General features: G+C 47.7%; 18 protein-coding genes. 2 read left to right on the forward strand and 16 right to left on the reverse strand.

Annotated features, from left to right (window positions below; genetic code table 11):
• Positions 1–50: 50 nt before the first annotated feature.
• From PCO85_12655 to yceD, 15 genes are all read right to left on the reverse strand, one after another.
• Positions 51–1,112 (reverse strand): malate/lactate/ureidoglycolate dehydrogenase, encoded by a 1,062-nt coding sequence (locus tag PCO85_12655; protein WJV52107.1) that lies wholly within the window; start codon positions 1,110–1,112, stop codon positions 51–53.
• Positions 1,113–1,281: 169 nt separating this feature from the next.
• On the reverse strand, positions 1,282–2,715 hold the full coding sequence (gene ptsG / locus PCO85_12660) for a PTS glucose transporter subunit IIBC (GenBank protein WJV52108.1): 1,434 nt from the start codon (positions 2,713–2,715) through the stop codon (positions 1,282–1,284).
• A 317-nt stretch (positions 2,716–3,032) separates the two neighbouring features.
• Entirely contained in the window at positions 3,033–3,830 is a 798-nt protein-coding gene (locus tag PCO85_12665; GenBank protein WJV52109.1) for a metal-dependent hydrolase, read from the reverse strand.
• A gap of 18 nt (positions 3,831–3,848) precedes the next feature.
• Positions 3,849–4,862 (reverse strand): DNA polymerase III subunit delta', encoded by a 1,014-nt coding sequence (gene holB, locus PCO85_12670; GenBank protein WJV52110.1) that lies wholly within the window; start codon positions 4,860–4,862, stop codon positions 3,849–3,851.
• Positions 4,862–5,515, reverse strand: coding sequence for a dTMP kinase (tmk, locus tag PCO85_12675; GenBank protein WJV52111.1), 654 nt, complete (start codon positions 5,513–5,515; stop codon positions 4,862–4,864). Before tmk ends, holB begins: the two co-directional genes overlap by 1 nt.
• Complete coding sequence (gene mltG, locus PCO85_12680) at positions 5,515–6,531, reverse strand: endolytic transglycosylase MltG (protein ID WJV52112.1); 1,017 nt, start codon at positions 6,529–6,531, stop codon at positions 5,515–5,517. Before mltG ends, tmk begins: the two co-directional genes overlap by 1 nt.
• A gap of 5 nt (positions 6,532–6,536) precedes the next feature.
• On the reverse strand, positions 6,537–7,340 hold the full coding sequence (gene pabC / locus PCO85_12685; protein WJV52113.1) for an aminodeoxychorismate lyase: 804 nt from the start codon (positions 7,338–7,340) through the stop codon (positions 6,537–6,539).
• A gap of 312 nt (positions 7,341–7,652) precedes the next feature.
• Complete coding sequence (gene fabF, locus PCO85_12690) at positions 7,653–8,894, reverse strand: beta-ketoacyl-ACP synthase II (protein WJV52114.1); 1,242 nt, start codon at positions 8,892–8,894, stop codon at positions 7,653–7,655.
• Between the two features lie 84 nt (positions 8,895–8,978).
• Positions 8,979–9,215 carry an acyl carrier protein gene (gene acpP / locus PCO85_12695; GenBank protein WJV52115.1) on the reverse strand — a complete coding sequence of 79 codons (237 nt, stop codon included), beginning with the start codon at positions 9,213–9,215 and terminating at the stop codon, positions 8,979–8,981.
• Positions 9,216–9,370: 155 nt separating this feature from the next.
• A complete protein-coding gene (fabG, locus tag PCO85_12700) occupies positions 9,371–10,105 on the reverse strand; it encodes a 3-oxoacyl-ACP reductase FabG (protein WJV52116.1) in 735 nt (244 codons plus the stop codon).
• Between the two features lie 13 nt (positions 10,106–10,118).
• Positions 10,119–11,048, reverse strand: coding sequence for an ACP S-malonyltransferase (gene fabD, locus PCO85_12705; protein ID WJV52117.1), 930 nt, complete (start codon positions 11,046–11,048; stop codon positions 10,119–10,121).
• A gap of 18 nt (positions 11,049–11,066) precedes the next feature.
• The gene (locus PCO85_12710) at positions 11,067–12,017 is read right to left on the reverse strand and encodes a beta-ketoacyl-ACP synthase III (protein ID WJV52118.1); all 951 of its coding nucleotides are present in this window, start codon (positions 12,015–12,017) and stop codon (positions 11,067–11,069) included.
• A gap of 6 nt (positions 12,018–12,023) precedes the next feature.
• Positions 12,024–13,067, reverse strand: coding sequence for a phosphate acyltransferase PlsX (gene plsX / locus PCO85_12715; GenBank protein WJV52119.1), 1,044 nt, complete (start codon positions 13,065–13,067; stop codon positions 12,024–12,026).
• A 28-nt stretch (positions 13,068–13,095) separates the two neighbouring features.
• Positions 13,096–13,266 (reverse strand): 50S ribosomal protein L32, encoded by a 171-nt coding sequence (gene rpmF / locus PCO85_12720; GenBank protein ID WJV52120.1) that lies wholly within the window; start codon positions 13,264–13,266, stop codon positions 13,096–13,098.
• A 16-nt stretch (positions 13,267–13,282) separates the two neighbouring features.
• Entirely contained in the window at positions 13,283–13,804 is a 522-nt protein-coding gene (gene yceD, locus PCO85_12725; protein WJV52121.1) for a 23S rRNA accumulation protein YceD, read from the reverse strand.
• Positions 13,805–13,943: 139 nt separating this feature from the next.
• Here yceD and PCO85_12730 point away from each other — a divergent pair, with 139 nt between their 5' ends.
• A complete protein-coding gene (locus tag PCO85_12730) occupies positions 13,944–14,528 on the forward strand; it encodes a nucleoside triphosphate pyrophosphatase (protein ID WJV52122.1) in 585 nt (194 codons plus the stop codon).
• Between the two features lie 44 nt (positions 14,529–14,572).
• Here the strand turns inward: PCO85_12730 and rluC are convergent, their stop codons facing one another.
• Positions 14,573–15,529 (reverse strand): 23S rRNA pseudouridine(955/2504/2580) synthase RluC, encoded by a 957-nt coding sequence (gene rluC, locus PCO85_12735; protein ID WJV52123.1) that lies wholly within the window; start codon positions 15,527–15,529, stop codon positions 14,573–14,575.
• Positions 15,530–16,112: 583 nt separating this feature from the next.
• Between rluC and rne the strand changes: the two genes are divergently transcribed.
• Positions 16,113–19,319 (forward strand): ribonuclease E, encoded by a 3,207-nt coding sequence (gene rne, locus PCO85_12740; protein ID WJV52124.1) that lies wholly within the window; start codon positions 16,113–16,115, stop codon positions 19,317–19,319.
• Positions 19,320–19,380: the final 61 nt, after the last annotated feature.

Here is a 19,380-nt window from a genome sequence, read left to right on the forward strand (position 1 = left end):
TCTGGTTATTTTCAACTTTCTTTGTCGCTTTAAGCAAACTAACCCTATGGTTATACAGAAAATGCTGTAGCGGACATTCCCAGCTGACGCCCGGCAGCGACAATTCTCTGCCATTCCTGATCTGAAACCGTTACACCAACCTCGGTACGCTGTTGCCGTGTCTGTATCTCCGGCTCACCCGCAATCAATATTGGTGTATTCGGATCCGTGGCTTTTGAGGAACGGACGTACTCCAGCATGTCATCATATTCCCGTTGCAGCCACTCCATGGCAACCAGCTGAGAAGGATCGATCACAATGGTCGTCATGTTGTTCACAATTGCTCCCTGGCGTTGGTTGTTTGGCTGAACCGTTCCCCCACCAGACAAAATACCGGCCAGCAACTCTGCCGCCAGTACCAGTCCACCGCCTTTATGCAGAGCAATCGGCCTCAGCGCGCCGGTACTTTCGCCCTCCCACATAACACGGGGATCGTTGGTCGGATGCCCTTTCTGGTCCAGCATGACATCGTCATCAAATTTTTTGCCAGCCAGATAAGCCACCCGTGTTTTCCCCAACGCGACCATGCTGGTAGCAAAATCAAGAATAAACGCTGGGTGCTCGTGAGTGCCAGGGAAAGCAATACAAATCGGATTGGTTCCGAAACGCGCTTCGCTGCCACCAAAAGGTGCAACCAGCGGCGGCAGGTCATTAACGTTAACAAAGTGGATGGCTATCATGCCGGCCTCGGCCGCCATTTCTCCATACGTTCCAATTCGGCCAAGATGGCAAGTCGATGATAATGTCATCAGGCAGACACCGGTTGTTTTTACTCGCTCAATAGCAGCTTGCATCGCCTCTTTCCCGGTACGCTGACCGAAGCCACGATCACCGGCAAACTGTAGCACAGCACCAGCATCACGTAATAAACGCGCAGGTGTATTCGGGTGCATCAAGCCTTGGGCAATAAAGCTGACATAGTCCGGCAACATGCCGACACCATGGCTATCGTGTCCTTTCAGGTTGGCGGCCACCAGATGATCGGACACGCATAACGCTTCATCTTCCCCACATCCTGCCTTTCGTAACAATTCACGCGAAATCTGTATTAACTGGTCGGCTGAAATCTGCATCACTCTTCCCTTCAAAGTATGGTTAATCATGTTGCTACCGGTTGTCCTTTTATCCTACTGCTGAAATCCTCTGAGAGGGAACCGATTATCGATTTCATGTCCAGACTGTTTTTTACGCATGAAAAAGGGCGCTTTCGCGCCCTCTTCCCAATAACAACCACTATCTTGCTTAGTGATTGCGGATATAGTCATCCATATCGGTTTTAAGGTTATCAGACTTGGTACCAAATATAGCCTGGACACCAGAGCCGGCAACAACAACACCGGCCGCACCCAATTGTTTCAGACTAGCCTGATCCACCTTGGCAACATCGCTTACGCTAACACGCAAACGAGTAATACAAGCGTCCAGATTAGTGATATTTTCTTTACCACCGAATGCCGATACCAACGAAGCCGCCATTTCGGTGTTGTTCTGTGAGAGCTGCTCGATAGTGGAATCTTCACGACCGGGTGTTTTCAAGTCCAGTTTGACAATCAACACACGGAAAATAGTGTAATAAACGAGCGCATAACCAAGGCCCACAATCGGGAACAACCACAGTCTGCTACCGTGGCCACTTAATACGATGAAGTCGATCAGGCCATGGGAGAAACTGGTGCCATCTCGCATACCCAGCAGGATGCAGATCGGGAATGCCAGACCTGCCAGAATAGCGTGGATTACATAAAGAATTGGCGCCACAAATAGGAAAGAGAACTCAATCGGCTCAGTGATCCCTGTCAGGAAAGAGGTCAATGCCGCAGAGATCATAATCCCACCGACTTTAGCGCGATTTTCCGGTTTGGCTGTATGCCAAATGGCAATGGCCGCAGCCGGCAGACCGTACATTTTAAACAGGAAACCACCAGACAGTTTGCCAGCAGTCGGGTCACCCGCCATGTAACGAGGAATATCGCCATGAAATACCTGACCCGCCGCATTGGTGAACTCACCAATCTGCATCTGGAAAGGTACGTTCCAGATATGGTGTAAACCAAACGGTACCAGGCTACGTTCGACAAGACCGTAGATAAAGAAGGCTACTACCGGGTTCTGATAAGCCGCCCACTGAGAGAAAGTCTGGATAACGCTTCCCACTGGTGGCCAAATGAAAGACAGAACCAGACCTGTGATAATTGCAGCCAGTCCGGAAATAATCGGTACAAACCGTTTACCGGCGAAGAAACCCAGATACTCCGGCAACTGAATGCGGTAGAAACGATTAAACATGTACGCCGCAATGGCGCCTGCAATAATCCCCCCCAGAACCCCAGTATCGGCCAAATGCTTGGCAGCGATTTCTGCCGCTGGCAAATGCAGTACCAATGGTGCCACAACGGCCATGGTTTTGACCATGATGCCATAGGCGACTACTGAAGCCAGTGCTGAAACACCGTCGTTATTGGTGAAGCCCAGCGCGACACCAATAGCAAAAATCAGTGGCATATTGGCAAATACCGAATCACCGGCTTGTGCCATGACACTAGAGACAACCGCAGGTAACCAGCTAAAATTGGCCGATCCGACGCCCAGCAAAATACCTGCAATAGGCAGTACAGATACCGGCAGCATGAGCGACTTACCTACTTTTTGCAGGTTTGCAAATGCGTTTTTAAACATAATTGAGAGTGCTCCTGAGTATATAGTGCTAGTACTTTTATTTCTTATATGGCATTGAAGGTGGGGATAACATTCTTCCCGGTGTTGGGTGTCTTAGCACCCTTATAATTTTTACGCAGAGTAAAATAAATGTCGTGTTCAATGTTTGATAACAGTCACGTTTTAATGTACGGATAGACAGCATCCATACTAAAAGTCTCGTTATTTGCTATCAATCACTAAAAAAAGCCACAACCCGGCCCAGATACATGCCGAGTTAGACTTATATTCTTGTCCATTAATTACGAAGCGAAAAAAAACCCGGCTATTCTCAACCACTATTCAGTGGCGGTCAACCGTGCTGAATCAATATGAAATAGCTGTGAAAAGTTATGGGTGGTGGTCATTGCCAACGTTTCCAGACTGACGCCTTTGAGGACAGACAAATATTCAGCGACGTCACGGACATAGGCAGGCTGATTTTCTTTGCCCCGATAGGGCACCGGTGCTAGCCACGGTGAATCAGTTTCAATCAGCATTCTGTCCAGCGGTATATATCGAGCAACCTCGCGTAGCTCTTCTGCATTACGAAACGTGACAATACCTGAAAAAGAGATATAGAACCCCATATCCAGCAGTTTCCTTGCTGTTGGCAGATCTTCTGTAAAACAGTGTAATACGCCGCCGCAGGCTTCTACATTTTCTTCTTCCAGAATCGTCAACGTGTCTTCACGGGCCGAACGGGTATGCACAATGACCGGTTTGTTTAACTCGCGGCCAATGCGGATATGCTCCCGAAAAGACGCTTGTTGCTGCACTTTGGTTTCCTGCTGATAATAATAATCCAGGCCGGTTTCCCCCATTGCCACCACCGCAGGAGAAGAAGCCAACTCGCGCAGTTCAGCATAATCATAAGGCGCATCCTGATTAAGCGGATGTACTCCACAGGAAAAAGCGACATTCTCTCTTTCACCGATAAGCTCAGTCATCGCGCGAAAACCAGTCAATGTGGTTGCAACAGCCAACACAAACCCAACATCCCGGCATTGCGCTTTTTCAAGCACATCGGTGACATTTTTATGCAAAGACTGGTAATCCAGTCCGTCAAGATGGCAGTGAGAATCAACTAACAACATATAGCTATCCAGTAGTAATCAGACAGAAAATGGATGGGATGGCAAAAGCGTTGCTACCGACAGATTTTGTTCCCAGTTAAGCAGCCGTTCTGTTAACAATAATTCGCGGTTCACACCGGTGATGGCGCGCAACTGATGACGGCATTGTAACCATTGACGCAATTCATGGTGTAGTCGATCACTGTCCAGCGTGTTCGCCAATTGTTGCACCAGATGAAGCTGATCCTGATTAACCAGATAGTCCTCTGCTCCATGCTGACACTTTATGGCATCGAGTAGCAGCGCAGACAACCAGTGAATTCGATCATCAACATCTTCGTGATTCAACGGGGTAACTAATGGCAAAAAGTTCCGTTGTGTCAAACAATCAGACAACGTCAAGCACAGTGTTTGCCGTGGTTTCCAATGTTCAGGCTGCAACAGTTTAGCGGCAGCCAGCGGTGCACCGGCATATAATCTCAGCGCCGTCAGTGTCGCCTGACTGTCCATCGGATAGTGACTACTCAGCCATTGCACGCTATACGCTTCATCCGGCACATCAAGATAATGGTATAAACAACGGCTGCGAAAGGTTGACAACAAGCGAGAAGGCTCTCTGCATCCCAGTAAGAAATAGGTCTCCATCGGTGGCTCTTCAAGCGTTTTCAGCAAAGCATTGGCCGCAGCTTCGGTTAATGACTCTGCCAGCGGCAACCAAATCAGTTTCACTCCCCCTTGACGGGCATGCTGATATATTGTCTCCAGCACGTCACGTACTGCATCGACCCCCAGACTCTGCTTTCCTTTTTCAGGACGGAGCACATGCCAATCAGGATGAGTACCAGCACGCATTAACTGGCAAGAATGGCATTTCCCGCAACTTTTAATCCCCTCTCGCTGCTGACACAATAGCCAGCGACCTAACGCATACACCAGCGAGGCATCGCCCATGCCAGTCAATGCGTGAATCAGCAATGCATGGTGCCCACGTCCTGACTGATACTGCCCAAGCAGCTGACGATAAGAAGAATTAAGCCACGGATACCATTCCATCAGTCTTGTACCTCACCAGAGATTCCCGACTGCCGTAACCACTGCGACAAGACATTACTAATATTGTTGCCAACTTCGTCAATGGATTGGGACGCGTCAATCGTAATGATACTGTCATCCTGAGCAGCCAATTCCCGATATCGCGTCCGAGTTCGTTCAAAAAATGCTAGTGACTCCTGTTCGATACGATCCAGTTCACCGCGTTGGCGAGCACGCTGAAGACCCATTGCTGGTGGTAAATCGAGATATAATGTCAAATCAGGACGAAAGTCGCCCAGCACCGTATCACGTAGCGATAGTAGTAACTGAGGATCAATACCCCGCCCGCCACCTTGATAAGCCTGAGAAGAGAGGTCGTGGCGATCACCAATTACCCAGATTCCACGAGCCAATGCGGGTTTTATCACATTATCAACTAACTGTACCCGCGCAGCATAAAGCATCAGCAGTTCGGCTTTATCCGTTACCTTTTCGCCATCAATCCCTTGCTTAATCAGATCACGCAGTTTTTCTGCCAATGGTGTGCCCCCCGGTTCACGGGTAAACATCACATCCTGAATACCAAACCGGCGCAATGTATCAACTATCACATTTCTAGCACTGGTTTTCCCTGCTCCCTCAAGGCCTTCAATGACAATGAATTTACTGTTCATTATTTTCCTTCGCTGGCCAAAACTGAACGGTATTGCTGAACAGCTCGGTTATGCTCCACCAGGTTGGTGGTAAATGTATGCCCACCTTTACCCGTCGCCACAAAGTAGAAGTAATTTGTTTTGGCAGGATGTGCGGCAGCTTCCAGGGATGCCTTGCCAGGCATCGCAATCGGTGTCGGCGGCAAACCGATAATAGTATAAGTATTGTATGGGGTTGGCGTATCAAGCGCTTTACGCGTAATGACACCATCGTAGCTGTCCCCCATACCATAGATAACCGAAGGATCTGTCTGCAGGCGCATCCCTACCCGTAAACGGTTGATAAAAACTGAGGCGACCAGTGCCCGCTCTTCATTCACCGCCGTTTCTTTCTCGATAATCGACGCCATGGTCAGCAATTCATCCGGTGTTTTATAGGGCAACCCTTTCTGACGTCCCTGCCAAATATTACTGAGTGTTTTTTCCATACGCTGATGTGCGCGCAACAACAGTGATTTGTCGGTCGTACCTGCGGTGTACAAATAAGTATCGGGATAAAACCAGCCTTCTGGGTTAGGTTTATCCTTGATGTTCAATACATCGGCAATATCCTGAACACTTTCATTGCTCAGAGTATGTTTAATATAAGGGGCCTGTTTCAATATCTCCAGCCAGTCTTTCAGGCGGGAACCTTCAATAAAACGAATAGGAAATTGAGCTTCTTTACCACTGGCCAGTAAGGCCAGCATGTCACGGACGGTCATGCCAGGAATAAATCGATAACTGCCAGCTTTGAAGTTCGCCAATTCAGGCTCTATCCGTAATAACCAGGGAAACCATGCACTCTTCTTTATCACCTGCTTTTCAATCAACAGTGTTTCCAGCGCTTCGCGGCCAGTTCCTGTTGGGAGCGTGAAAATGATATCCTGCTTGATCAATAGTGGCGATAGTGCAAAACGCTGTACCTGTTTCCAAAAAACGACTGCGCCAATAATCAGAAAGGTTACGATCAAAAGACCAATTTTGGTTCTCTGCATAAAAATCATGACTCATGGTTAGGGCTCAGAAAATCATAAAGCTTTCTTGAGCGATAACACCAGGTATTCACCTGATTTACGGGAATTATTGGCATTAATGCATTACAAACTATCAGTTCTTCCGCATCCACCAATGTCTCCAGCGGTACATTTACAATCTGCAACCGAAAATCTGACACTGCCAACTGCGCAATAATATGCTGCCGCGCCACGCCATCCACACCAGCTTGCGATACATCTGGCGTATATACCACGTTTCCCTTGCGCCAGAATAAATTAGCCGCACAGCATTCCACCACCCAGCCAGCGGTGTCAAGCACCAAGGCCTCATCAGCACTGGTCTGTTCAAGATGCATACGGATGAATATCTGTTCAAGCCGATTCAGATGCTTTATCCCGGCCAACAATGTGCTTCTGGCTAATCTTACCGGACTAACCGCCAGGCTAATGCCTTCGCTTCGCCAACGTGCATAATGTTCAGGATAGTCAGACTGCATAACAATACGCGTGGATCCTTGGCAACCACCAGGGCTGTATCCTCGCCCACCCTGCCCTCGGGTGATGATAACCTTCACAACACCATTTCTGTATCCACGAGCAGCCTGATGCATTTCAGCCTCAAGTTTTTGCCACTCCACGGTGGGTAACATCAATTTTTCTGCCGCCTGCTGTAAACGTTGCAGATGACGCTCAAACCATACGATACGATCATCCACCACTCTTGCTGTGGTAAAGCAGCCATCACCAAACTGAGTACCACGATCCAATGCCGACAGTTGTTGTTCCTGTTCACCATTAATCCAGAGCATAGTATTAACTCTCCTTTGACCAAATCAGCTTGTCAGTGCATGCCATCATTCACAAGTAGCCGCTATCTGATTTTATATAGATCCAAAAAAAACCCGGTAAAACCGGGTTTCAGACCGTTGACAAACCTATGTATCGAGTCAGAGCGGTGATAATGAGAGAGAAGAGTAAAGCATCCGAGCCAAGGATGGCGCGGTTTGAGCTTACAGGGAGGTACTTGCAGCGTCTTTACGATCTTCTCATTATCGCCGCTATATAGACGTTGTCATCAAACTCAAACCCGGTAAAACCGGGTTTTTTACTAAAACATCATATTAGATCTTACGGAATACCAGTGAGCCGTTAGTACCACCAAATCCAAAGGAATTACACAAAGTGTATTCTACGTTGGCTACCTGACGTGCTTCATGAGGAATAAAGTCCAGATCACATCCCTCGTCAGGGTTATCCAGATTGATCGTCGGTGGTACAGCCTGATCACGCAGTGCAAGAATACTGAAGATAGACTCAATAGCACCTGCCGCACCTAACAGATGACCGGTCATGGATTTTGTTGAACTAATCAGCACGCGGGAGGCATCTGCCCCAAAGACGGATTTGACAGCTTGCGTTTCCGCTTTGTCGCCTACAGATGTTGAGGTTCCATGCGCATTGATATATCCCACCTGAGAGGTACTAACTCCGGCATCACGTAGCGCATTTACCATTGCCAATGCAGCTCCAGCACCATCTTCTGGTGGTGAAGTCATATGGTAAGCATCGCTGCTCATACCAAAACCCACTATTTCTGCATAAATTTTGGCACCGCGCTTTTTAGCGTGCTCATACTCTTCGAGTACCATAATACCGGCACCATCACCCAGAACAAAACCATCACGGTCTTTATCCCAGGGCCGACTGGCAGCCTGCGGATTATCGTTACGAGTCGACAATGCACGGGCAGCGCCAAAACCGCCGACACCCAATGGCGTACTGGCTTTTTCAGCCCCACCAGCCAACATCACGTCCGCATCATCATAAGCAATAATGCGTGCAGCATGGCCAATATTATGCACACCAGATGTGCACGCTGTAGCAATAGAAATACTTGGCCCGCGCAGACCATACATAATAGTCAGATGCCCCGCGACCATATTAACAATGGTAGACGGGACAAAAAACGGACTGATTTTACGAGGCCCGCCATGAACCAGGGAGTTATGGTTTTCTTCAATAAGTCCTAAGCCACCAATACCAGAACCAATTGCGGCCCCAATACGGGGAGCATTGGTTTCCGTAACCTCAAGACCAGAATCCTGCATGGCTTGAATACCGGCCACAATTCCGTATTGAATAAAAGAATCCATCTTGCGTGCTTCTTTACGCGAGATAAATTCCTCACAGTTAAAGTCTTTTACTAAGCCAGCAAAACGCGTTGCATAGGCACTAGTATCAAAATGGTCAATCAGGTTGATACCACTCTGACCGGCAAGCAAAGTATTCCAACTTGACTCTACTGTATTGCCGACAGGAGATAACATGCCCAGACCAGTCACAACTACTCGACGCTTAGACACGCTGAACCTCCAAGGAGGGAAAAATGATACAGGGGTGCAAAAAAAGAAACTTAGGCGGTCGAATGACCGCCTAGATATGTTCGATTACTGCTGATTAGCCTGAATGAAATCAATGGCTGCCTGAACAGTTGTAATCTTTTCAGCTTCTTCATCTGGAATTTCAGTATCAAACTCTTCTTCCAGTGCCATTACCAGCTCAACAGTGTCAAGAGAATCAGCGCCGAGGTCATCTACGAAAGAAGCATTATTTACCACTTCTTCCGCTTTAACACCAAGCTGCTCAACGATGATTTTCTTAACGCGTTCTTCGATAGTGCTCATACTCTTAAATTTCCTATCAAAACTCGCTTTCGCGATGGTTTTCGTAGTGTATAAAATGTTGAAAAAGATGCAACAAAATCAAGACTGGTCGAACCAAGATTTTGTGCTTTTTTGCGGTTTTCGCCGCAAATTAACGCAAATTACGGTCGTACTCATTAGATCATATACATGCCACCGTTGACATGCAATGTTTCGCCGGTAATGTAACCCGCCTCATCAGAGGCTAAAAACGCAACAGCACTAGCGATTTCTTTCGCATCACCCAGACGGTTGGCAGGAACATCCGCCAAAATGCCTGCACGTTGTTCATCTGTCAATGCCCGTGTCATGTCAGTTTCAATAAATCCTGGAGCAACAACATTCACCGTGATACCACGAGAGGCGACTTCACATGCCAGAGATTTGCTAAACCCAATCAATCCAGCCTTGGCAGCCGCATAGTTAGCCTGTCCGGGATTTCCGCTGGAACCAACAACAGAACCGATGGTTATAATACGTCCAAAACGTTTTTTCATCATGGTACGCAATACGGCCTTGGATAGGCGGAATACTGAACTTAAGTTCGTATCCAGCACATCCTGCCATTCATCGTTTTTCATGCGGATCAGCAAATTATCTCGAGTAATACCGGCATTATTGACGAGAATGTCAATATCACCAAATTCCGCATGGATATCTGCCAACACACTCTCAATTGAAGCCGCATCAGCGACATTCAACAGGTAACCTTTTCCCTTTTCTCCCAACCAGGCACTAATATCTGCAGCTCCTTTCTCACTGGTTGCCGTGCCAATAACTTTTGCGCCACGTGCAACCAATACTTCAGCGATGGCCCGTCCAATTCCTCGACTGGCTCCGGTAACCAGAGCAATTTTTCCGTCAAAAATCATATTTTCACCGTTTCTATTGTTCAAGTGCCGCTGACAGAGAAGCAGAATCGTTTACTGCTACCGCAGTCAGGGTACTAACGATTCTTTTAGTTAATCCGGTTAAAACTTTACCCGGCCCGACTTCTAGTAATGTTTCCACACCCTGCGAAGCCATAAATTCGACACACTCAGTCCAACGTACCGGATTATGAAGCTGGCGAACCAGCGCGCTGCGTATCGCCTCTGACGAGGTTTCAATGCGTGCATCCACGTTATTCACCACGGGAATATGGGGAGAACAAAACGTGATTATCTCCAATGCATCCGCCAACTTACGGGCAGCAGGTTCCATCAAAGCACAATGCGAAGGAACACTCACGGGTAAAGGTAAAACACGCTTCGCTCCCGCCGCTTTACAAAGGCCCCCGGCACGTTCGACCGCTTCCTTGTTACCAGCAATAACAACCTGACCCGGAGAGTTAAAATTAACCGGCGAAACTACCTGTCCATGCGCAGCCTCAATACAAGCACCAGCAATCAATTCGTTATCCAGACCGATGATGGCATACATCGCACCAGTACCTTCAGGTACAGCTTCCTGCATCAATTTACCGCGTAATTCAACCAAACTGACCGTTTGCTTGAAATCCAACACTCCAGCGCAAACCAGAGCAGAATATTCACCAAGGCTATGACCAGACATCAATGCAGGAATTCTGCCACCTTGCTGTTGCCAAACCCGCCATATAGCAACAGAAGCCGTCAGTAACGCTGGCTGTGTCTGCCATGTTTTATTCAATTCTTCTGCAGGCCCTTGCTGAACCAGCTGCCAAAGATCATACCCCAAAGCAGCAGATGCCTCGGCAAAGGTTTCTGCTATTTGCGGGAACTTTTCAGCTAATTCAGACAACATACCCATTGATTGGGAACCTTGTCCAGGGAACACCATTGCAAATCGCTTCATATCAAAAATCCTGTTTACTCAAAAACGAACCAATGCCGAACCCCAGGTAAAACCGCCACCAAAGGCCTCCAACAAGATTAATTGTCCGCGTTTGATACGCCCATCACGCACCGCCTCATCCAAAGCGGAAGGAACTGAAGCGGCTGAAGTATTACCATGGCGATCCAGAGTCACAACAACCTTATCCATGCTCATACCTAATTTTTTAGCCGTTGCGCTAATGATGCGTAGGTTTGCCTGATGGGGCACTAACCAATCCAATTCACTTTTATCGTGATTAGATGCCACCAGCGTTTCTTCAACGATGTGGGCCAATTCCGTCACCGCAACTTTAAAAACCTCATTACCCGCCATTGTCAGGTAAGCGGATTCTTGACCAGTACGCTCCGGATTGGGTAACGTCAGTAACTGAGCATAGCGGCCATCTGCATGTAAGTGTGTGGAAATAATGCCTGACTCTTCAGATTTGGTTAACAGCATTGCACCTGCACCGTCACCGAACAGGATCAGTGTGCCACGATCGGTCGGATCCAAAGTACGAGACAATGTATCTGCTCCAATTATCAAAGCATAATCCACTGCACCATTTTTCACATACTGGTCAGCAACACTAAGTGCATAAGTAAAACCAGCACAGGCGGCCGCAAGATCAAAGGCGATAGTATCTTTGATTCCCAGCATTTGCTGGATCTGGCAAGCCGAACTTGGAAAGGCATGACTGGAGGAAGTCGTTGCAACAATCAGCAATCCAACCTTGTTTTTATCCACGTCTGCCATTTCAAGCGCTTTCTGAGCCGCACGACACCCCATTGTTGCAACACTTTCATCAGGTGCCGCAATGCGTCGTTCACGGATACCGGTACGAGTAACAATCCATTCGTCTGACGTATCCACCATTTTTTCTAAATCAGCATTTGTCCTGATTTGTGCGGGCAAATAGCTTCCCGTTCCGATAATTTTTGTATACATGTACGCTTAGTCACTCTTGGGTAATACAGCTTCTAGTCGCGCAGCAATCCGCTCCGGAAGTTGCCTCTGTACCGTCTGCATCGCCTGTTCAATAGCTACCGCAAACGCGTTTTGGTTCGCGGCACCGTGGCTCTTAATTACAGTTCCACGTAATCCTAACAGACATGCGCCATTATAGTGGTCAGGGTTCAGGTGTTTAAAACGCTTCGCAAGTCGTTTTTGCAACCAACGCCCCAAAAATTTCAGCCACCAGGACGGTTTTTGTCTGTGTTCTGAACCCGAAGAAAATTTCAGAAGCGACAAAAACATCCTCACCACACCTTCCAGAGTCTTCAATGCGACATTACCCACAAAGCCGTCACAGACCATCACATCTGTCTTGCCGGTCAGCAATTCATTACCTTCCAAATAGCCAATATAGTTGATCGACGGTGTCATTCTTAACTGTGCGGCAGCTTCTCGGATATTAGTAAGGCCTTTACTTTCTTCTTCACCAATATTCAGAAGTGCTACACGAGGATTTGTCAGTCCCAACACTTCTTCTGCCATGACCGCGCCCATCACGGCAAACTGCACCAACATGGTACTGCTACACTCCACATTGGCACCCAAGTCCAAAATAACCGTTTTGCCCTGTCGCTGGTGCGGCAACAAGGTAACCAAGGCAGGGCGCTCAATTCCCTCAAGCGGCTTTAGCAGCAATTTTGCCAACCCCATCAATACTCCGGTATTACCCGCACTGACACATGCCTCTGCCCGCCCTTCCTTTATCAACTCCAATGCGACACGCATAGAGGTTCCCCTGCTGTTACGGATCGCCTGTGATAGACGAACATCACCAGAGATTACCGATTCAGCGGGTACAACATCCAAGCGGGAAAGTAGGGAGGAATCGACGTTATCAAGTAATGGAATAAGTACAACAGGATCGCCAACCAGTAACAAATGGAGGCTTGGACTGGAAGCCAGTGCCTGCAATGCAGCAGGCACTGTGACACAAGGGCCAAAATCCCCGCCCATTGCATCTAACGCCAAAGTCAGGCGTGTCAATGTATTTCCTTGCTGAAATTCGCAGGAATTACTTGGCAACGACCTTACGACCGCGGTAGTAGCCATCCGCAGTGACGTGATGACGCAGATGAGTTTCGCCAGAAACTTTATCTACGGAAATGGCAGAAGTGGTCAGTGCATCGTGAGCACGACGCATACCACGCTTGGAACGGCTAGGTTTATTCTGTTGTACGGCCATGGACCTTACTCCTTAATTACTTATGCTTTAAACTGGCTAATACGGCAAATGGATTTGGTTTTTCTGCCTCTTCCGGCAACTTACCAAATATCATATCCGCGTCGGACACTTCACAGTGTTCAGAATCATGCACCGGAGCGATTGGCAAAGACAGAATGATTTCATCTTCAATCATTGCCAATAAATCAACCTCACCGAACTCATTGACTTCGATCGGTTCATATACTTCCGGCAAAGCTTCGGCCTGCTCATCATTGATGATCGGGCTAAAACAGAACGTAGCGTGAACTTGATGCTTGAAAGGCTTGTTACAACGTTGGCAAAGTAACGTCACCGCAACATCAGCGCTTCCATTAATCACAGCCAATCTTTGGTTATCAATACTGAATGACAACACAGCTTCAATATCACTGTCCACACTCACCACTGATTCGGCAACACGCATTACTTGTTCAGCAGTATAGATACCGACATAATCTAAACGCTTTTGAGCAGTGCGAACCGCATCAAGGGTTAAGGGTAATTTTACCTTTTGCATAGGGCGCGCATATTAACGTCGTAACGACATAGAGTCAAAGAAAAAGGTAGTGAAGCAGTTCACTTACCTCTATTCGCTTCCTGAGCGGCGCCCAGTGTAGAATGCCTTTCATCATTACGCTATGGTTTCCAAAAAATTTATGCATCAAATCGTTCTCGCATCTACTTCTATTTATCGCAAGTCTCTGCTGGAAAAGCTGGATATCCCTTTTATTTGTGCATCACCCAACGTGGATGAGACACCACTCCCCGGGGAAGATGCCACTGCGCTTGTCATACGTCTGGCAGCAGCGAAAGCACAGACACTGGCTACCCAATATCCCAGACATTTAATCATCGGTGCTGATCAAGTTTGTGTTCTGTCTGGCGAAATCACAGGGAAACCTCATAACAAGGATAATGCTATGCGGCAACTACGTCAGATTAGCGGGAATTGTGTTACTTTTTTTACCGGATTATCACTGTTAAATAGTGGGACACAACATCTTCAATGTATCACAGAGCCTTTTGACGTGTACTTCCGTCACCTTAGCGACACAGAGATCGAACATTACGTAGATAAAGAACAACCCTGGGATTGCGCTGGCAGTTTCAAAAGTGAAGGGTTGGGGATCACATTATTTGAAAGATTGTCAGGCCGCGATCCCAATACCCTAATTGGACTACCGTTAATTGCTTTATTGGAAATGCTGCGTAAAGAAGGGGTTCACCCACTCCTGCAATAAACGGCATCAGAAAAAATGCCTGTAACAGCGACAGGCGTTATGCATCATTTTTTAGCCTGTCGCAAAACCCGCAGACAGCGCTGTAGTTCCTTATCCATTGGAGCTTCGATCCGCAATGTTTCTCCCGTATTAGGATGTTCAAAGCGTAGCGCCTGCGCATGAAGAAAGAGCCGTTTTAATCCGGTTTCCGCCAGTTGTCGGTCAAAATCACGATCACCATAACGGTCATCACAAGCGATAGGATGGCCAGCATATTGCGCATGCACCCGAATTTGGTGTGTCCTTCCTGTTACGGGGCTGGCTTTGACCAACGTAGCATGTTCAAACCGCTCTTCGACTTTAAAATGAGTCTCTGATGCTTTTCCTTCACTATTTACCCGGACAATACGTTCTCCGCTTTGAAGAACATTCTTAAATAGTGGTGCCTGCACAGCTTTGCAATGAGATTGCCATTGTCCCCGAACCAGCGCCAGGTAATCCTTCTGCATATTTTTCATCCGTAATTGCTCATGAAGAGCCCGTAACGCAGAACGTTTCTTAGCCACCAGCAACACACCAGACGTATCCCGATCCAGTCGGTGTACCAGTTCAAGGAAACGTGACTCCGGCCTCAGAGCCCGCAATGCCTCAATAACGCCGAAGCTGAGGCCACTGCCACCATGTACAGCGGTACCAGAAGGTTTATTCAGCACTAATAGATAGTCGTCTTCATAAATTATGCAATCTGCTAATGCAGAGACTTTATCAAGGCTGGCCGAAACAGTGCTCTCAGCCCGTTCTGACTGCCGTACGGGCGGAAGACGGATCTCATCGCCATCAAGCAATTTATATTCCGGCTTAACCCTTTTCTTATTCACACGCACTTCACCTTTACGCAAAATGCGATAAATCATGCTTTTTGGCACACCTTTAAGATGAGTGCGCAAAAAATTGTCTATTCGTTGACCTGCCTCTTCAGCAGAAATCGTCAAAAATTGTACTGATGGATTATCTGTTTTCATGAAACGGGATTCTAAAGAGCACAGGTAGATAGCGCCACATCTTTTTCTATGCTTAACTGTCAGTCTGACTTATGAAGATATTGTTAGAGTGGTTTGCCTCGCCGGTACTAGTATCAACTATTGCTAGTTTGGTTAAAAACAGCACGACAAGCTTTATACAGACAGGCAAAGTCACCTTGCTATAAACGTGTCAGCAATGGAATAATGCTTTAGTTTTCCATGCTGATTTCCATTAGAACAAGGGAAATTGCGGAATTATTATATTTGCCTGGTTACACATAAACGCAGCAATGGCGTAAGACGTATTGTTTAATCAAGCAGTTAGCGAGCTGCGGTTTGCAGCTTGGCCGGCATATGGAATCAGATCTGGTAATATATTTTTCAGAAGCTGTTCCCGCAGTAAATGCGCTGTAACTCCCGCCAGGATCTACAGGCTACCGAAAAATGCGTCTCTATGCAGTCGACAACCGGGAGGTTGACGTCTCTGCAATAAGCCTCGAGGCCATCGGTTCTCTCCGGTCATGCACCGTATTTATCCGCAGCTCTATCAATAATGTATTGTAAAAATAATGAGTAAGTTACGATGAAAAGAATGTTGATTAACGCAACTCAGCAAGAAGAGTTGCGTGTTGCCTTGGTTGATGGTCAACGCCTCTATGATTTGGACATTGAAAGTCCGGGTCATGAACAAAAGAAAGCAAATATCTACAAAGGTAAAATCACACGCATTGAGCCAAGTCTGGAAGCAGCATTTGTTGATTATGGTGCAGAACGACATGGTTTCCTCCCACTTAAAGAAATCGCGCGCGAATATTTCCCCAGTAATTACGCTTCTCACGGTCGCCCGAACATCAAAGATGTTTTGCGTGAAGGACAAGAAGTTATCGTTCAGGTCGATAAAGAAGAGCGTGGTAACAAAGGGGCAGCTCTTACAACGTTTATCAGTCTGGCCGGCAGTTATCTGGTGCTAATGCCAAACAATCCAAGAGCCGGCGGAATTTCTCGCCGAATTGAAGGTGATGACCGTACAGAACTGAAAGAAGCACTGGGCTCATTACAACTACCCGATGGTATGGGACTTATTGTCCGTACCGCCGGTGTCGGTAAATCGGCTGACTCTCTGCAATGGGATTTGGCTTTCCGCTTGAAGCACTGGGAAGCCATTAAAAAAGCAGCAGAAGGCCGACAGGCACCGTTCCTGATTCACCAGGAAAGCAATGTGATAGTGCGCGCATTTCGTGATTATCTGCGTCAGGATATCGGCGAAATTCTGATCGACAATCCAAAAGTTCTCGAATTAGCCAAAGAACATATTGCTGCATTGGGTCGTCCAGATTTCAGTAGTAAAATCAAGCTGTACAGCGGTGAGATTCCATTGTTCAGCCATTATCAGATCGAGTCTCAAATTGAATCGGCCTTCCAGCGCGAAGTCCGACTACCTTCCGGTGGCTCTATCGTTATCGACAGCACCGAAGCACTGACTGCTATAGATATCAACTCAGCACGGGCTACCCGTGGAGGGGATATCGAAGAGACGGCATTTAACACCAATCTTGAAGCCGCAGATGAAATTGCACGACAACTCCGTCTGCGCGACCTCGGTGGCCTGATTGTCATTGATTATATTGATATGACCCCAGTACGCCATCAGCGAGAAGTTGAAAACCGTCTGCGTGATGCTGTTCGTCAGGATCGTGCCCGTATCCAGATTGGGCGGATTTCACGCTTTGGCCTGTTAGAAATGTCTCGTCAACGCCTCAGTCCTTCGTTGGGTGAATCCAGCCATCACGTATGTCCACGTTGTAGCGGAATGGGAACTATCCGAGATAATGAATCCCTGTCATTGTCCATCTTGCGTTTGATTGAAGAAGAGGCGCTGAAGGAGAATACCCAAGAGGTTCACGCCATTGTTCCGGTACCTATCGCCTCTTACCTGCTGAACGAAAAACGTGATGCCGTAAACGCAGTTGAAAAACGACAAGGCGGTGTGCGCGCAATTATCGTTCCGCACGATGGCATGGAAACACCACATTATTCTGTCGTCCGCGTTCGCAAAGGCGAAGAGAAGCCGACGCTCAGCTACCTGCTTCCCCAATTGCTGGAAGCTGAAACTCAGCAGGCACTGGAAGAACAACAACCTATTGAACGGAAAATACCGGAACAACCCGCACTGACAACCTTTACCATGCCGGACATTCCACTTTCTGAGAAAAAAGTGCCAGCGGTCTCCCCGGCGACATCATCTGAAACCAACTCAGCACCTACTGAACCTGGTTTATTCGGTCGGCTGTTCGGTGCATTGAAAGGTATTTTCGCTTCTCCTGCTACCGAGACGGATAAGAAAGAAGATATCGTACCTGTTGTTACTGAAGAACCACGCCAGGAGCGTCGGAATAACAGCCGTCGCCAGTCCAGCAATCGCCGTGACAGAACTCCCCGCGAGAACAGAGAACCGCGTGAAGATCAGCGCCGGAATAAGCGCGTACAGAACGTCGTATCCGATGATGACCAAAACCAAAGTGGTACTGCTGCTGTAACGACTGAAAAAGCACCTCATGATGAACAGCGTCGTGAACAACGAGCAGATCGTCAGAAACGTCGACAGGAAGAAAAACGGCCGACACAACCAGAAGTCAAAGCGCTAGATACTACTGTCGAGAGTGCAGAAGAGACCTCCCCATTGGCGGAACAGGATAAGCCAGCTCCGGTAATGCAACGTCGTCAGCGTCGTCAGTTAACGCAAAAAGTCCGTGTTCGTGATGTATCTACCACGGATGATGTTGTTGATACGTCAATCGGTATTATTGAGGAAGTTTCTCTGGTGCTGCCCCGCCAGGCTGATGTGGAAGAAGCAACGGTTGAAGTCGAAGGTAATTCTAATGGAGTGGAAAACCATCAGATCACAGAAACTAATCGTGGTGGTACCACTGGTGAAAATGGGATGCCACGGCGTTCACGCCGCTCTCCTCGGCATCTACGCGTCAGCGGACAACGCCGTCGCCGCTATCGTGATGAGCGTTATCCGGTCAGTTCCCCTATGCCATTGGCCCAGGCTGCATCTGCACCTGAAATAGCATCAGGAAAAGTCTGGATTAAATATCCTGTAGCACAACCTCAATTGCCTGAAGTTCCTGAGGAACAGATACAGGACGTGGTGCCTTCATCTGAATTACCCTTGTTACCGGTAGCAGCGGCTACAGAAAATACGCTCGCGACTGAAACTATTGTGACGGAAACATCCCACGACATGTCACCAGAAGTTAAGTCTGTAGCCACTGAAGCTGAGGTAAATACGATAATTGCACCAGAAGAAGCAGTTAGCGCACAATCGCCATCACCGCTGGAAACACATGTCTCACACGATGTATCCCCGGCTCTTGAAACTGACATTAACATTATTGAAGAAGTCGCCGCGCTGACTCAAGAGACATCTTCAGATGTTGCTGTTCAGCCAATCGTCGAGGAAATGCAGGAAGTGGTGCCGTTATCTCCACAGATAATCGACGTTCAGCCTGTTGCTGAGCAACCAGAACCTTATGTCGCAGCACCTCAGTCTGCACCATCACCCGTCATTGAACAGCATGATGCCGATGATAAGTCACATTATCATCATGCAACTGCACCGATGACAAAAGCACCAGCTCCCTCTTATGTGCCTGACACGCCAAAATTGAGTGACTGGCAACGCTCAGGCTATCATTTTGATGGTAAAGGATCAGCGGGTGGCCATGCCGCAGCTAATCAGGCTAGTGTACCGGCGACAAAGCCATCATCAACGACTGAAGACTGACCATAAAAAAGCACCACGTAAGTTCATCTCGTGGTGCTCTGTTTTTCTATCTCTATGCCCG

Origin of the sequence: Prodigiosinella aquatilis, assembly GCA_030388725.1 — a bacterium.
Classification (GTDB): Bacteria; Pseudomonadota; Gammaproteobacteria; order Enterobacterales; family Enterobacteriaceae; genus Prodigiosinella; species Prodigiosinella aquatilis.

Bases quoted from the DNA above. Each gene is read 5' to 3' on its own strand.
- PCO85_12655 (WJV52107.1), bottom strand. From the start codon at position 1,112: ATGCAGATTTCAGCCGACCAGTTAATACAGATTTCGCGTGAATTGTTA.
- ptsG (WJV52108.1), bottom strand. From the start codon at position 2,715: ATGTTTAAAAACGCATTTGCAAACCTGCAAAAAGTAGGTAAGTCGCTC.
- PCO85_12665 (WJV52109.1), bottom strand. From the start codon at position 3,830: ATGTTGTTAGTTGATTCTCACTGCCATCTTGACGGACTGGATTACCAG.
- holB (WJV52110.1), bottom strand. From the start codon at position 4,862: ATGGAATGGTATCCGTGGCTTAATTCTTCTTATCGTCAGCTGCTTGGG.
- tmk (WJV52111.1), bottom strand. From the start codon at position 5,515: ATGAACAGTAAATTCATTGTCATTGAAGGCCTTGAGGGAGCAGGGAAA.
- mltG (WJV52112.1), bottom strand. From the start codon at position 6,531: ATGCAGAGAACCAAAATTGGTCTTTTGATCGTAACCTTTCTGATTATT.
- pabC (WJV52113.1), bottom strand. From the start codon at position 7,340: ATGCTCTGGATTAATGGTGAACAGGAACAACAACTGTCGGCATTGGAT.
- acpP (WJV52115.1), bottom strand. From the start codon at position 9,215: ATGAGCACTATCGAAGAACGCGTTAAGAAAATCATCGTTGAGCAGCTT.
- fabG (WJV52116.1), bottom strand. From the start codon at position 10,105: ATGATTTTTGACGGAAAAATTGCTCTGGTTACCGGAGCCAGTCGAGGA.
- fabD (WJV52117.1), bottom strand. From the start codon at position 11,048: ATGAAGCGATTTGCAATGGTGTTCCCTGGACAAGGTTCCCAATCAATG.
- PCO85_12710 (WJV52118.1), bottom strand. From the start codon at position 12,017: ATGTATACAAAAATTATCGGAACGGGAAGCTATTTGCCCGCACAAATC.
- rpmF (WJV52120.1), bottom strand. From the start codon at position 13,266: ATGGCCGTACAACAGAATAAACCTAGCCGTTCCAAGCGTGGTATGCGT.
- yceD (WJV52121.1), bottom strand. From the start codon at position 13,804: ATGCAAAAGGTAAAATTACCCTTAACCCTTGATGCGGTTCGCACTGCT.
- PCO85_12730 (WJV52122.1), top strand. From the start codon at position 13,944: ATGCATCAAATCGTTCTCGCATCTACTTCTATTTATCGCAAGTCTCTG.
- rluC (WJV52123.1), bottom strand. From the start codon at position 15,529: ATGAAAACAGATAATCCATCAGTACAATTTTTGACGATTTCTGCTGAA.
- rne (WJV52124.1), top strand. From the start codon at position 16,113: ATGAAAAGAATGTTGATTAACGCAACTCAGCAAGAAGAGTTGCGTGTT.